Annotated in this window: 14 protein-coding genes; 12 read left to right on the top strand and 2 right to left on the bottom strand. The window is 57.6% G+C overall.

Annotation, left to right across the window (positions count from 1 at the left end):
* The first annotated feature begins 65 nt into the window (after nt 1–65).
* The 4 genes from GRI35_RS07150 to GRI35_RS07135 are packed head-to-tail and all read left to right on the top strand — an operon-like array spanning nt 66 to nt 2,908.
* On the top strand, nt 66–320 hold the full coding sequence (locus tag GRI35_RS07150) for a BolA family protein (RefSeq protein WP_202390619.1): 255 nt from the start codon (nt 66–68) through the stop codon (nt 318–320).
* A complete protein-coding gene (locus GRI35_RS07145) occupies nt 317–1,198 on the top strand; it encodes a pirin family protein (protein ID WP_160613526.1) in 882 nt (293 codons plus the stop codon). Before GRI35_RS07150 ends, GRI35_RS07145 begins: the two co-directional genes overlap by 4 nt.
* On the top strand, nt 1,195–2,010 hold the full coding sequence (locus GRI35_RS07140) for an SDR family NAD(P)-dependent oxidoreductase (RefSeq protein ID WP_160613525.1): 816 nt from the start codon (nt 1,195–1,197) through the stop codon (nt 2,008–2,010). Before GRI35_RS07145 ends, GRI35_RS07140 begins: the two co-directional genes overlap by 4 nt.
* Before the next feature lie 4 nt (nt 2,011–2,014).
* Nucleotides 2,015–2,908, top strand: coding sequence for an alpha/beta fold hydrolase (locus GRI35_RS07135; RefSeq protein ID WP_160613524.1), 894 nt, complete (start codon nt 2,015–2,017; stop codon nt 2,906–2,908).
* 94 nt (nt 2,909–3,002) lie between these two features.
* On the opposite strand, the gene GRI35_RS07130 is transcribed toward GRI35_RS07135, so the two are convergent.
* Entirely contained in the window at nt 3,003–4,067 is a 1,065-nt protein-coding gene (locus tag GRI35_RS07130; RefSeq protein WP_160613523.1) for a DUF2332 domain-containing protein, read from the bottom strand.
* 78 nt (nt 4,068–4,145) lie between these two features.
* Between GRI35_RS07130 and hisG the strand changes: the two genes are divergently transcribed.
* From hisG to GRI35_RS07090, 8 genes are all read left to right on the top strand, one after another.
* Nucleotides 4,146–4,799, top strand: a complete 654-nt coding sequence (gene hisG / locus GRI35_RS07125; protein WP_160613522.1) for an ATP phosphoribosyltransferase — start codon at nt 4,146–4,148, stop codon at nt 4,797–4,799.
* Nucleotides 4,799–6,088 (top strand): histidinol dehydrogenase, encoded by a 1,290-nt coding sequence (gene hisD / locus GRI35_RS07120; RefSeq protein WP_160613521.1) that lies wholly within the window; start codon nt 4,799–4,801, stop codon nt 6,086–6,088. The genes hisG and hisD overlap by 1 nt, the downstream gene beginning before the upstream one ends.
* 10 nt (nt 6,089–6,098) lie before the next feature.
* The gene (gene nusB, locus GRI35_RS07115; protein WP_160613520.1) at nt 6,099–6,548 is read left to right on the top strand and encodes a transcription antitermination factor NusB; all 450 of its coding nucleotides are present in this window, start codon (nt 6,099–6,101) and stop codon (nt 6,546–6,548) included.
* 99 nt (nt 6,549–6,647) lie between these two features.
* A complete protein-coding gene (thiL, locus tag GRI35_RS07110) occupies nt 6,648–7,517 on the top strand; it encodes a thiamine-phosphate kinase (RefSeq protein WP_160613519.1) in 870 nt (289 codons plus the stop codon).
* Between the two features lie 137 nt (nt 7,518–7,654).
* On the top strand, nt 7,655–9,793 hold the full coding sequence (locus GRI35_RS07105) for a sodium-translocating pyrophosphatase (protein ID WP_160613518.1): 2,139 nt from the start codon (nt 7,655–7,657) through the stop codon (nt 9,791–9,793).
* 183 nt (nt 9,794–9,976) lie between these two features.
* Nucleotides 9,977–11,143 carry a GNAT family N-acetyltransferase gene (locus tag GRI35_RS13985; protein WP_290258811.1) on the top strand — a complete coding sequence of 389 codons (1,167 nt, stop codon included), beginning with the start codon at nt 9,977–9,979 and terminating at the stop codon, nt 11,141–11,143.
* Nucleotides 11,140–12,051, top strand: coding sequence for a cupin-like domain-containing protein (locus GRI35_RS07095; protein ID WP_235900156.1), 912 nt, complete (start codon nt 11,140–11,142; stop codon nt 12,049–12,051). Before GRI35_RS13985 ends, GRI35_RS07095 begins: the two co-directional genes overlap by 4 nt.
* A gap of 41 nt (nt 12,052–12,092) precedes the next feature.
* Nucleotides 12,093–13,013 (top strand): acyl-CoA thioesterase, encoded by a 921-nt coding sequence (locus GRI35_RS07090; protein ID WP_160613517.1) that lies wholly within the window; start codon nt 12,093–12,095, stop codon nt 13,011–13,013.
* Here the strand turns inward: GRI35_RS07090 and GRI35_RS07085 are convergent.
* Complete coding sequence (locus tag GRI35_RS07085; protein WP_160613516.1) at nt 13,010–13,825, bottom strand: universal stress protein; 816 nt, start codon at nt 13,823–13,825, stop codon at nt 13,010–13,012. The two genes, GRI35_RS07090 and GRI35_RS07085, sit on opposite strands and share 4 nt — an antisense overlap.
* Nucleotides 13,826–13,988 lie beyond the last annotated feature (163 nt).

Raw genomic sequence — 13,988 nt, 5'->3', positions numbered from 1 at the left:
CTAGAATGGGGACGCCCGCGAAAATTGCAAATCAGGAGAGACTGCCCGTGAGTGTTGCTGCAGAGATGGAAAGCCTTCTGACCGAGGCATTTGCGCCGACAAGGTTAGAGATCATCAACGATAGCGCGTCGCATTCCGGGCACTCGGGCGATGATGGTAGCGGGGAATCGCATTTTACTATTGTGATCGAAAGCGCAGCGTTTGACGGCGTATCACGCTTGCAGCGGCAGCGGATGATCAATGCTGCGCTCGGCGATATTCCGGGGCAGCGCGTTCATGCGTTGGCGCTCACAGTATCTGCGCCGGGAGACAAGGTTTGATCGAACAGACGCTCACTCCCACAACGCATGACCTCGGTGCTTTCGAAGTAAGGCGAGTATTGCCCGCAAAAACCAGAGCGATGGTCGGTCCGTTCATTTTCGTCGATGAGTTTGGTCCTGGCTCGCTCGATATCGGTAAGGGTATGGACGTGCGCCCTCATCCGCACATCAACCTTTCCACCGTCACCTGGCTATTCCAGGGCGCGATTGATCACCGCGACTCTCTTGGCAGCTTTTCAACAATCAAGCCAGGCCAAGTAAACTTGATGACTGCTGGCAAAGGGATCGTCCATTCGGAACGAAGCCCGCAAAGTGAACGAGACATCGAAGCAGCAATCTACGGAATGCAGACGTGGCTTGCTTTGCCTGACGGGAAAGAAGAAATCGCACCGGCATTCGAGGCGATCAGCGATTTGCCCGTGATCGAAGACAAAGCCGCGAAGTCCATTGTCATTATGGGAGAATTGTGGGGTCGGCGGGCGGGCACAACCACCCATGCGGACACGATCTACGCCGAAATAATTCTAGGACCATCGGGCTCTGTCCCGATCGATTGCCGCGCGGACGAGCGCGCCGTCATGCTGGTGGGCGGCGAAGCAATGCTTGACGGGGTCAAGCTGGGTTTGTTTGAACTCGCCGTACTCAAACCGGGTGTGGCGATGGCCCTGCGGTCGCACAAAGGCGGTCGAATAATGCTGCTTGGAGGCGAGGCGTTTTCGACAAAGCGGCACGTCTGGTGGAATTTCGTGAGTTCCAGCCGCGAACGGATTAATCAGGCAAAGGATGATTGGTCGGCGGGACGTTTCCCGTCCATTCCGGGCGACGACAAAGAATTGATCGAACTTCCCTCCCAACCAAAGACAGTGAGTTACCCATGAACGCTTCAGAAAACATAATATGGATCACTGGTGCATCATCGGGCATTGGTGCAGCGCTCTCAGCGGAATGGGCTGGACGCGGTGCGAAGATCATTCTTTCGGGACGTGACGAGAAGCGATTGGCAGAAGTTGCCGATAGCCTCGATACAGAAACTCTAATCCTGCCATTCGATGTCCGCGATGATGCGGCTCTTGCCGAAGCAACGAGCAAAGCGATTGCGTGGACTGGCAATGTCGATGTGTTCGTCGCCAATGCGGGCGTTTCGCAGCGCAGCCGTGCAGTCAAGACCGATATGCAGGTCTATCGCGACATTATCGATATCGATCTGACTGCTCAGATCGCCGCCACGCAAGCCTTGCTGCCGCATATGACCGAGCGCGGATCGGGCAAGCTGGTGTTTATCTCCTCCATTGCGGGAAAAGTCGGTGTGCCCATGCGCACCGCCTATTGCGCCGCGAAATTTGGCCTGATCGGATATGCCGACGCTTTGCGCGCAGAAATGTCAGTCAGCGGTATAGATGTGCATGTGATTGCACCCGGGTCAGTCGCAACGAATGTCTCGCGCAATGCACTTTCCGCCGACGGAACCAGACGGGGCAAAAGTGACGACGTCATCGACAATGGCATCCCGCCAGACGAAGCCGCCAAGACGATGGTCGATGCCATCGTAGCAGGTCAACGCGAGATCATCGTTGCGCGCGGCATGGAGGAAGCGATGGGCGAAATCCGCCGAACACCCGATCAATTGCTCGACCAAGTCGCCGCGATGGTCGCCGCCGGATATATGGACAAGATGGAAGCGGACGGCTGAGGCGATGGCGGAGCAAAAGCGTGTAACACTGGCCAATGGCATAGAACTGGATGTGGTCGATGAAGGGCCACGCGATGGTGAGGTGCTGCTATTCTTACATGGCTTCCCGGAATCGCATCGTACATGGCGGCACCAGATACCAGCGTTTTCGGATCGCTACCGTTGCATTGCGCCCGACCAGCGCGGGTATCGCGGATCCTCCAATCCGCAGGCTGTCGAAAGCTACACTCCAGACCAATTGATCGGTGACATCTTCTTGCTTGCCGATGCGCTGGGAGTGGGGAAATTCACTGTCGTCGGTCACGATTGGGGCGGCGCGATTGCTTGGGGTGTTGCCATCGGGGGACAAGTCCAGCGGGTTGAGCGCGCGATTATCGCAAATGCACCGCATCCGGGGATCTTTCAGCGGCTGCTCTACACCAACCGCGTGCAACGCGAGGCGAGCCAATATATCCGCGCATTCCGCGACACCGCGCATGACGACTTCATCCGCGATGCAGGACTGGCAGTATTCCTGAGCCGTGAAGCCGAGTGGGAAAGCGCCTCGGTGATGACAACGGAGGATCGGGCAGCCCAGCTTGAAGATTGGGCAGATCCCGACACGCGGATCGCAATGCTCAATTGGTACCGCGCTAGTCAAATGACCGTGCCGGATATGGATGCGCCGTTTGAATTGCCAGCCGGATTTGAAGGACCAACGCTTCCGAATTTGACTATCCCCACTCTCGTTATCTGGGCGATGGACGACATGGCTTTACCGCCGGAAAATCTCGACGGGATGGACGAGTTGGTCGAGGATTTAACACTGGTGCGCGTGCCCGATTGTGGTCACTTCGTGCCGTGGGAAGCGCCCAAGCAATTCAATGCCGCTATGGAAGAGTTCTTGACAGCCCATTGACCGCGTCATTGCGAGCGAAGCGCGGCAATCCAGAGTATTTCGCGCTTGCACTGGATTGCCGCGTCGGCTTTGCCTCCTCGCAATGACGAAAATACTAAACCCCAAACCACTCTGCCCAAGCGCCGTGGGGATGGCCGCAGCCTAGTAACACCTCATCCTCACCACCCGGCCAATAGCGAACTTTTAGCTCATGGCGGAATGTCGCACGATTGGTTTCAAGCGCAATCCATGCAAGCGGCTTTTCTTTGGTTGCCTGAGCACCAGCCTCTTCCATCGCTGCTTCAATGCCTGTGCGTGTTGCTTCCGGAATATATTGCCAGACAATCGAGTGGCTGAGTACACGGGTTACGCCCTGTTCTTGTGGGCGCTCCATCATCTCCGCAACGAAATCACCGGCGTCTTGCTTTACCAATTCTGGGGCCCGCTCGCTGGCCAATTGGATCGCTGCTTCGATCCGGCCCATCCGCGTGGTGGCTTCGGGCCAAACATATGATTTCAAGCGCAACGCCGCCTCGGGATCCGACAAATCGACCGGAGCCTGATCGCATCCGCGAATGGCCACAATCTCGACAGGAGCATCAGGTGGCGGCGATCCGCGCCATTCGGGCTTAATCTGCATCGGCGAGGTGGCCGGTCCCGCCACCACGCCTCCCAGATCGAAGTGATAGCGATCCATCATTGTATTGACGCCGGCGCTTGCGCCCAATTCGTTGATCTCGAATTTCGGCCCCAACCGCTCCGACAGCCACATCAGCGCGCTCATAAAGCCCCATGATCGCCCCGCTTCGTTGGTTTGCGGCGGACCATCGAGCCACGGCAGCAGCCGCGTATCGAAAGTCTCCACTAACTCCACCACAATCGCATCGATGGCAGCCTGATCGGTGGTTAGCCCAGCATAGACAGGTCCCAGCCGCCGATCCGCTCCGGTCAGCAATAAATTGTGCAAACCGCCATTGATCCGCAGCGGCATGGCGTCTTCAAGGCTTAGCCCTTCCCAAGAAGCCATCCGGCGGCCGACCGCAGTATCGGTCTCCAGAACCCTAAGCAACGCCCGAACAACACGGCCGGTATTCGGTGCCCCCGCTTCTTCCGCATGGGTCGCCTGCCATTCGATGGCTTCAGGCACATTGACGATATTCATAATTCCATTTGCTGCCATACGTTCTCTTTCTCTGCCTCCATTTCGATTGCCCTTTCGGACCCCAGTGCCTATTTGGCGCGCAAGATGCCAAACGCCATGACAAATCCGCTAACTTTCGCCGTGCCCAAAGGGCGCATTCTGGATGAGGCCCTGCCCGTTATGGCGCGCGCCGGAGTGGTTCCGGCGGATGCATTCCATGACAAGAAGGATCGCTCGCTCAGTTTCGCGACGACGCGTGAGGACATGCGGCTTATCCGTGTGCGTGCTTTCGATGTCGCGACCTTCGTAGCACATGGCGCGGCACAAGTGGGAATCGTAGGCAGCGATGTAATCGAAGAATTTGACTATTCGGACCTCTACGCCCCCGTCGATCTGGACATTGGCCACTGTCACTTGTCGGTTGCTGAACCGAAAGAAGGAGCGGAAAGCATCGATGGCGCGAGCCATATTCGCGTTGCGACCAAATACCCCAACATCACGCGCCGCCACTTCGAGGCGCAAGGCATTCAGGCCGAATGCGTTAAGCTGAACGGTGCAATGGAACTTGCACCCAGCCTTGGTCTTGCCGGCCGGATTGTCGACCTTGTTTCCACTGGCGCGACATTGAAACAGAACGGCTTGGTCGAGAAAGACAAGATCGTGGAGATTACTGCGCGGCTGATCGTAAACCGGGCTGCGCTGAAGACTGATGCACGTGTGGCCGCTTTGGTTGAAGCATTCCGCGCGAATGCCGCACGGGACGCCGTCTGATGCAACGCCTTTCGATCAACGATGCCGATTTCGATCTAAAGTTCCGTAGGATTGTCGAAGACCGTCGCGAGAGTGATGGCGATGTTGCTGGCCAAGTAAGCTCGATACTCCGCGATGTGCGTTCGCGCGGCGATGCTGCCTTGGTCGATATGACCCAGCGCTTCGACCAGCATTCACTGAGCGGCGATGATGATTGGTCAGTTTCTGCCGAGCAATGCAAAGCTGCATTTGACGATTTGGAAGCAAGCCTGCGCGACGCCCTGCAACTCGCCGCAGACCGCATCCGGACGTATCACGAGGCACAGCTACCCGAGGACCGCGATTACACCGACGAAGTGGGTGTCCGCTTGGGCGCACGCTGGCAGGCAGTTGATGCCGCAGGGCTATACGTTCCCGGTGGACGCGCCGCCTATCCGTCCTCGTTGCTAATGAATGCAATCCCGGCAAAGGTTGCAGGAGTTGAACGACTGGCGGTTGCGACTCCGACACCGAAAGGTACGGTCAATCCCTTGGTGCTCGCCGCAGCGCATCTCGCAGGTGTGGATGAGATATGGCGCGTCGGCGGAGCGCAGGCGGTGGGCGCGCTCGCCTACGGCACCGACCGCATCAAGCGCGTCGATGTCATCACCGGCCCGGGCAATGCCTACGTCGCCGAAGCGAAGCGTCAGCTATTCGGTGTTGTCGGCATCGATATGGTCGCCGGACCAAGCGAAATTCTGGTGATCGCCGACGGACAGAACAACCCCGATTGGATCGCGGCTGATCTGCTCAGCCAGGCCGAGCATGACCCCAATGCGCAGTCGATACTGATTACCGATGATGAAGGCTTTTCGCGCCAAGTCGCCGATCGGATCGATGTGCAAGCAGCCATGCTCTCGACCAGCGCTGTAGCCCAACAAAGCTGGCAGGATCACGGCGTCATCGTTGTGGTCGACACGCTTGAACAATCCATCGCCTTGGCAAATGAACTGGCCGCCGAACATGTCGAACTGGCCGTCGAAAATCCCACCCCTTTGTTCGACGGCATACGTCATGCAGGCAGCATTTTTATTGGCCGTTATGCGCCGGAAGCGATCGGAGACTACGTCGCAGGTCCAAACCATGTCCTCCCGACAGGCCGACGTGCTCGGTTCTCTAGCGGGTTGTCCGTGCTCGACTTTATGAAGCGGTCCAGCTTTATCGAGCTGGACGAGACCGCACTAAACGCTATTGGCCCCGCAGCGATGGCGCTTGCCGAGGCAGAAGGTCTGCCCGCGCACGCCAAATCAATCGAAAGCCGCCTGAAATGAGCCAAGACGCATGAGTAAGCATTCCTCTCAAGCACGTTCTGCAGCGCGCCTTGCCGCCGTGCAGGCGCTGTATCAGCAGCATATGGAACAGACTAAGCTGGCCAAACTGCTCAATGAATTCCACCAGCACCGCCTCGGCCGTGAAATCGAAGACGACCAGTATGCCGATGCCGATGTCGATTTCTTCGATGATGTGGTCAGCGGCGTCGATGCCCGGCGTGACGAAATCGATGGGAAACTGACAGAAAAGCTCAACGAAAGCTGGACCATCGCGCGTCTCGACAAGACGATGTTGCAGATATTGCGGGCTGGTTCTTACGAGCTGATGGCGCGCAAAGACGTGAAAGTTGGCGTTGTTATCAACGAATATGTCGATGTGGCCAAAGCCTTCTTTGACGACAGAGAGGCCAAGTTCGTGAACGGCGTCTTGGACGCGGTGGCGAAGGCTGTGCGGGCATAAAACCAAAACCGTTCGGGCTGAGCCAGTCGAAGCCCTGCCCTTTTCTTCAAGAAGTGCAACCCTTCGACAAGGCGAGGGCGGGCGGATAGTGAGGTTTGCGTGAACGAGTCAGACTTCATCGCCGCATTGCGCAAACTGCCGCTTCATGATGGTGCGCGCAATCTGGAGGATGACGCCGCCATCCTCGAAGTCGGCAGCGAAACGCTGGTTCTGACCCACGACACCATTGTCAGCGGCGTTCACTTTCTGCCGTTTCAGGATATGGCGGACGTCGCGTGGAAACTGGTCACAACCAACCTTTCCGATCTTGCCGCCAAAGGCGCAGAGCCGGTTGGAATACTCCTCAGCCATATGCTGTCCACTAACGATGACCGCTTTGTCCAAGGACTGACCGAAGTTTTGGAAACCTATGGCTGTCCGCTGCTCGGTGGCGACACAGTTTCAAGCGATGGGCCGCCTACTTACGGTGTTACTGCAGTGGGGCGTGCGACGCATTCGCCCGTACCGTCACGCGGCGGCGCGCAGGCCGGCGATTCAGTCTATATCACCGGTCCGGTCGGAGCCGCAATGTTAGGGTTCGAGGCACTGCGCGATGACACCAGTGCCGGCGGTTCGGCCTATACACGTCCCATCCCGCTTCTTGCCGAGGGTCAAGCGCTAGCGCCTGTCGTGACGGCAATCATGGACGTTTCAGATGGCGTGCTGCTGGATGCCAGCCGGATAGCCAAGGCGAGCAAAGTCACACTGGACATTGATCCCGCATCCGTTCCAATTGCAACGCCAGAAGCCCGCCGCGACGAAGCGCTCCGTTGGGGTGACGACTACCAGCTGCTTTTCACTTTGCCGGACACAGCCACACTACCCGTCAGCGCAACGCGCATCGGCAGAGTCCTTGAACCAACCGATTCGCCAATTCTGCTCGAAGGAACCGCGCCGGATCGCGACTCTCCGCTCGGATATAGCCACTAACCACATGGAATCCGGTTCGACTCGTTGATTTCTGCCGCTTTGGGCTTGCGCCACCGCGCGGCGTCCCTATAGCCACCCCACCTTTATTGGACCCGCAACAGCGGGCCTTTTTCTATGTCATCCGCAGGGGGATACTCGTGGAACTCGTATTTATCTCAATCGGACTGGGATTGCTGGCCATTATCTATGGCTTTGTCACCAGTCGCCAAGTGCTCGGCGCCAGCGCCGGGAATGAAAAAATGCAGGAAATTGCCGGCGCTATTCAGGAAGGCGCACAGGCCTATCTGAACCGTCAATACACTGCCATTGGTATCGTCGGCGTTGTCGTCGCTATCTTGGTCGGCGTATTCCTTGGCATGATCCCGGCAGTCGGTTTCGTCATCGGCGCGGTGCTTTCGGGCATCGCTGGCTACATCGGCATGAACATCTCCGTCCGTGCGAATGTACGGACTGCAGCTGCTTGCGAAACCGGCCTGCAGCAAGGTCTTACAATCGCGTTCCGCGCGGGTGCGATCACCGGTATGCTCGTTGCTGGCCTCGCTCTGCTGGCGATTGCTGTGTTCTTCTATGTGCTCGTCGGTCCGATGGCTCTCGAAGCGAACAGCCGCACCGTCATCGACGGTCTAGTCGGCCTCGCTTTCGGTGCGTCGTTGATTTCGATCTTCGCGCGTCTCGGCGGCGGTATCTTCACCAAAGCTGCTGACGTCGGCGCCGACCTTGTCGGTAAAGTCGAAGCAGGTATTCCTGAAGACGATCCACGTAACCCAGCAACCATCGCCGATAACGTTGGCGACAATGTCGGTGACTGTGCTGGCATGGCCGCTGACTTGTTCGAAACATATGTTGTTACCGTTGGTGCGACCATGGTTCTTACCGCGCTGCTGCTGACCCAGCTGGGCGATCTGCTGATGCCATTGATGGCATTGCCACTTCTAATCGGCGGTGCGTGTATCGTTACTTCGATCATCGGTACGTATTTCGTTCGCCTAGGCGGCGGAACCAACGTGATGGGCGCGATGTATAAGGGCTTTCTTGTCACCGCTGTTCTGTCCGTTCCGCTGATCTGGTTTGTGACGCAATATGCTCTGGGCAGTGTCGGAACCGACATGAACACCGTTCTCAATGCTGGGACCGGCATGGTCGAGTTCACCGGGCGCGACCTGTTTTATTGTTCGTTGATCGGCCTCATTCTAACTGGTGCGATCATTTGGATCACAGAGTATTACACAGGCACGAACTATCGTCCGGTCCGCTCGATTGCGAAGGCTTCGGAAACTGGCCACGGCACCAACGTGATCCAAGGTCTGGCTATCAGCCTTGAATCGACCGCGTTGCCAACCATCGTCATTATCGCAGCGATTATCGGTGCGTATGAGCTGGCTGGCCTGATCGGTCTCGCTTACGGTGCAACCGCAATGCTGGCGCTGGCCGGTATGGTTGTTGCTCTCGACGCCTACGGTCCTGTCACTGACAATGCCGGCGGCATCGCCGAAATGGCTGGTCTGGACGAGAGCGTTCGTGAGAAGACCGACCTGCTCGACGCAGTTGGCAACACCACAAAGGCTGTGACTAAGGGCTATGCAATCGGTTCGGCAGGTCTTGCTGCGCTGGTGCTGTTCTCTGCCTACACCGCTGACCTTAATGCCTTTGCCGAAAAGCTCGGCCTGGACGTGGTTGACGGACGTGCGGCTGTGAACTTCAGCCTCGAGAACCCGTATGTAATCGTTGGCTTGCTTCTCGGTGCTCTGCTCCCGTATCTGTTTGGTGCGATGGGCATGACCGCTGTGGGCCGCGCTGCCGGTGACGTTGTGAAAGACGTTCGCGCGCAGTTCAAAGAGAAGCCTGGCATCATGGATTACTCCGAGAAGCCTGATTATGCCCGCACAGTGGACCTCGTGACCAAAGCGGCGATCAAGGAAATGATTGTTCCTTCGCTGCTGCCGGTTCTTGCCCCAATCGTGGTGTTCTTCGTGATCCGCGCAATTGACGGACCAGCCAGTGCCTTTGCGGCTCTGGGTGCTCTGCTGCTCGGCGTGATCGTCGGCGGTCTCTTCGTCGCGCTTTCCATGACCGCAGGTGGCGGCGCATGGGATAATGCGAAGAAATACATCGAAGATGGAAATCACGGCGGTAAAGGTTCGGAAGCACACAAAGCTGCCGTAACCGGTGATACCGTTGGCGATCCTTACAAGGATACTGCGGGTCCAGCCGTGAACCCGATGATCAAGATCACCAACATTGTTGCTCTTCTGCTTCTCGCAGCTCTGGCACACTGATCTGGATTCAATGGCCTCGGCCCCAAAAGCCTAAGCAAACTGAGCCCCGCCGGAAGCAATTCCGGCGGGGCTTTTGTTTGCCTATACCTCACAAAAGAAGGCAGCATCGTTAAAAGCTTGTCAGCATTCACCTGCTATCCGCACTGTGCGGCGCACTTTGCCGCCTGATGTGAAGGTTAATGCGTGGAGAGCATCTCGCTCAGCAAAGGCGGTCTTGACGGTGCAGCTGCGGCAGCGCCCGAGGGCGTTTGTGCGGGGCAAATCCGGTCGGCAAGCTGGCGGCAGATCCTCGACGACAGTTTCGTCGAGGAGTGGAACGCCCTCACCCAAATCGCGGTTGAACCCAATCCTTTTTTCGAAAGCTGGAACCTTTGCCCGGCGTTGACGGCATTCGATCCCAAAGGTGCCGTCGAACTCGTCACATTTCGTCAGAACGGCGTATTGTGCGGATTGCTCCCTATTGAGCGCGCCAAGGTCTATTACGGCTACCTGATCCCGCATATTTCGGCATGGCTGCATGACAATGCATTCTGCGGTGTCCCCCTGGTCGCACGGGGCGCCGAGCGGGCCTTTTGGCAGGCACTCCTTCGCTGGGCATCTGATTCAACACGGTCTGCTCTGCTTCTGCACCTCATGCACTTGCCCGAGGACAGCCCGCTTGTCGAAGCCCTTTCGTCTTCCCTCGAAGCGAATCAACCCGCTGCCATCGTTCACCGCGAAGAGCGGGCTATGCTGCGTTCCGGTCAATCGTCAGAGGACTATTTCACTGCCTCTATGAGCGGCAAGAAGCGCAAGGAACTGCGCCGGCAATTTAACCGCCTTTCGGACTTGGGCACCGTAGCGATTGAACGCGAGAAAGGCTCAACCCAAATCACGCGTTGGATCGACACTTTCCTCGCTCTCGAAGCAGCCGGATGGAAGGGCAAAGAAGGCTCCGCCCTCGCCTCCAACACCGATACCGAGCAGCTCTTCCGCCAGTCGCTGGCCGGTGCGGCAAAGGCTGGACGGCTGGAACGCCTGTCTCTGACGCTGTCAGGCAGACCGATTGCGCTGCTGGCCAATTTTGTCAGCGCACCCGGCGTGTTCTCTTTCAAGACCACATTCGATGAAGACTATGCCCGCTTCTCTCCCGGCGTTCTTCTCCAACGCGAGAATCTGAAACTGCTCGACAACTCGGCAATCGAATGGGCGGATAGCTGCGCCGCTGCCGACCACCCGATGATAGAACGCATCTGGCGCGAAAAACGCTCGATTGTTCGGATTAACGTCGGACTTGGCGGTGCGCTGAGACAAACCGCTTTCAAGCACATGATCCGCGCAGAAAACGGTTCGGAAGACTTTGGACAATGATGATGGATGGCCCACACGACTTTCACGATCACGCATTTGATTTGGACGAGGTTAGCGATGGCACCGAACCGACCGTGTTCGGCCAAGCAGCCCGCATTCACTTCGCAGCGAACTATCCCGAAACCCCGCATATTCTCGACCATCAAATGTCAGACCATTCATCCCTGACGCTTGATGCACTGGCCAATCTGGCCGGCGAGCTTCCCGAAGGCTCAATCGAGTTCAACAGTGGCGATTTGCCAATTGGTGTGGATGGTAAGCCCGAAGCCACCGGCCTTTCCATCCGAGACACAATCCGCCACATCGCCACCAGCAATAGCTGGGCGGTGCTTAAGAACATCGAGCAATCACCAACCTACAAGACTTTGCTGCTGTCGTTGCTCGACGAAATCAAACCGGAGATCGAAGCCAAAACCGGCGCGATGCTGCGCCCGCAAGGGTTTATATTCATATCGTCACCGAATGCTGTCACGCCTTATCATTTCGATCCGGAGCATAACATTCTGCTTCAACTCAAGGGCTCGAAAGTAATGACCCAGTTTCCGGCAGGTGACGCCCGTTTTGCTCCGGATCAGGTCCACGAAGGCTATCACTCCGGCGGCGCACGTGAACTTACATGGCAGGACCAATTCGCCGAGTACGGAACCGAGCTCGCGATCAAAGCGGGGCAAGCTCTATTCGTCCCGGTGATGGCACCACATTTCGTTCGTAACGGCGCGACCAGCTCGATCTCTCTGTCTATCACATGGCGCAGCGATTGGAGTTTTGAAGAGGCCGATGCGCGCGGGTTCAATCGCGTTCTTCGCAAAGCTGGGCTGAACCCGAGAGCACCTTTGCGCTGGCCAGGATCGAACAAGCAGAAAGCCTATACCTATCGTGCTCTCAGAAAGCTTGGGCTAGTCGGCTAAGCATCGTTGACCTGCGCTGCAGTGCAACGCAGAACCGTTTCATGAGCGAACCTAAATCCCCGCAAGAGCTTGTCGATGGCCTCGTGCGCTTGCTGACAGTCACTAAGAACAGCGACGACAATTATACCGGCAACCCGCAACAAGGCGGGGTTGGGCGCGTGTTTGGCGGGCAAGTTATCGCGCAGGCGCTGATGGCCGCGCAAGATACCGTGCCTGAGGAAAAGGGCGCGCATTCGCTCCACGCCTATTTCCTGCGCGGCGGCAAAGAAGGCCCGCCGATCGACTATCAGATCGCGCGCGATTTTGACGGGCGCAGTTTCTCCAACCGCCGGGTTGTGGCCAGCCAGGCCGAGGAAGACGGACAACTCCGACCGATCCTGAACCTGACAGCCAGCTTCCAGAAGGCGGAAGACGGGCTGGAGCATGGCGACTACGTGATGCCCGACGTCGCACCGCCAGAGGATTTGAAGTCTGACATGGAAATGCGGCGTGAGATGATTGCCAAGCAGCCCAATATGCCCGAGGCCGCGAAAAAGATGATGCTGCGTCCGCGCCCTATCGAAATGCGTACTATCGACCGGCTGCACTGGATGAACAGCGAGAAGAAAGAACCCAGAGCGCATAGCTGGCTCAGAGCCGCCGCGCCTTTGCCCGAAGATCCGGCGCTGCACCGCGCGATCATCGCCTATGCCAGCGACTTCACTCTGCTTGGCACAAGTGCGCTGCCCCACGGCCTCAGCTGGATGCGCGGTGAACTTAACGGCGCAAGCCTCGACCACACGATCTGGTTCCATCGTCCGGCAAGGGCGGATGAGTGGTTGCTTTACGCAACCGATAGCCCGTGGAGCGGCAGTGGGCGCGGTTTCAACCGTGGCTGTATTTTTAACCGCGACGGCGAATTGATCGCCAGCGTCGCCCAGGAAGGCGTGATCCGCCGCCGCACGCCCAAAGCCTTAGATTAGTGGGCAAGCACTAAAGGTATTGGCGGGTCTTTCAGCATCCGCAGCGTGACGCCGCCAAATACCAGCTCGAACAATCGCGCATGGCCATAGGCACCTAGCACGATGTAACCGGCATCGCGGCTTTCCGCAGCTTCGAGCAGCACTTCCGCCGGATGCCGTCCCAGACATGGCAGTTCGACAATCTCGCACGAAATACCATGCCGCGATAGGTAGGCCGCGCCATCAACAGGTGGCAACGCGGACCGCTTTCGATCATTCTCACCGGTCACTGTCACCAAATAGACAGACTTTGAGTGCTTGAGCATGGGCAGTGCCTCTCGCAACGCATGTGAGGCCTCTCGCGAACCGTTCCACGCAACCAACGCAGGTTTCGTCGGGTCGAAGCCTTTCGCATCCTTTGGGGCTACCATCACCGGGCTTCGGCCTTCAATCGCCAAGGTCCCTGCCAGCCGCGATGGCTGCGTTTCCGACCCTTGCGGTGCAACGCAGCCCACCAGTACTAGATCATTGAGCGCTGCATGGCTCATCAGCATGTCATCGGCCATGCCAGCTTCCTGAACCCAGTCCCAGCGGACGTCTTCATCGGCCAATCGGGCTTCGATCACTTTGCGCAGCTCGTCTGCCTGTTCCTGGACAACCGGCATCATCTGTGCGGTGATTGTGCCAGTGTAATCTCCGGGTAGAACGATAGGTTGCTGCACCACCTGCAAAAAGGTCAAATGCGCATCGTAAGACCGCGCCATGTCCAGCGCGACTTGCAGCCGCGCCTCAATGCCGGGATCGTTATAAACATGAACTAAGATAGATCGCATAATCGTGACTCCTTCCAGTCAGAGGGAGCGTCATGAAATCGGGGGCTGCGCTCCCTTGCGAGTCTTTTGCGCCCCATCGCAATGCCGCGCATTGATCTGGATCAAGATACCGGCAAAATTACTCACGATGCCGGAGCCGCTTGCGTCGTGACTGCCATTCGCT

It is taken from the genome of Pontixanthobacter aestiaquae (assembly GCF_009827455.1).
GTDB classification, from domain to species: domain Bacteria; phylum Pseudomonadota; class Alphaproteobacteria; order Sphingomonadales; family Sphingomonadaceae; genus Pontixanthobacter; species Pontixanthobacter aestiaquae.
Note: the sequence above shows the minus strand (reverse complement) of the source record. Positions and strands in the feature narration are given on the sequence as shown.

Excerpts from the sequence above, each read along its gene's own strand:
- GRI35_RS07150 (WP_202390619.1), top strand. The coding sequence starts at position 66 with ATGGAAAGCCTTCTGACCGAGGCATTTGCGCCGACAAGGTTAGAGATC.
- GRI35_RS07140 (WP_160613525.1), top strand. The coding sequence starts at position 1,195 with ATGAACGCTTCAGAAAACATAATATGGATCACTGGTGCATCATCGGGC.
- GRI35_RS07135 (WP_160613524.1), top strand. The coding sequence starts at position 2,015 with ATGGCGGAGCAAAAGCGTGTAACACTGGCCAATGGCATAGAACTGGAT.
- GRI35_RS07130 (WP_160613523.1), bottom strand. The coding sequence starts at position 4,067 with ATGGCAGCAAATGGAATTATGAATATCGTCAATGTGCCTGAAGCCATC.
- hisG (WP_160613522.1), top strand. The coding sequence starts at position 4,146 with ATGACAAATCCGCTAACTTTCGCCGTGCCCAAAGGGCGCATTCTGGAT.
- hisD (WP_160613521.1), top strand. The coding sequence starts at position 4,799 with ATGCAACGCCTTTCGATCAACGATGCCGATTTCGATCTAAAGTTCCGT.
- nusB (WP_160613520.1), top strand. The coding sequence starts at position 6,099 with ATGAGTAAGCATTCCTCTCAAGCACGTTCTGCAGCGCGCCTTGCCGCC.
- GRI35_RS07095 (WP_235900156.1), top strand. The coding sequence starts at position 11,140 with ATGATGATGGATGGCCCACACGACTTTCACGATCACGCATTTGATTTG.
- GRI35_RS07090 (WP_160613517.1), top strand. The coding sequence starts at position 12,093 with ATGAGCGAACCTAAATCCCCGCAAGAGCTTGTCGATGGCCTCGTGCGC.
- GRI35_RS07085 (WP_160613516.1), bottom strand. The coding sequence starts at position 13,825 with ATGCGATCTATCTTAGTTCATGTTTATAACGATCCCGGCATTGAGGCG.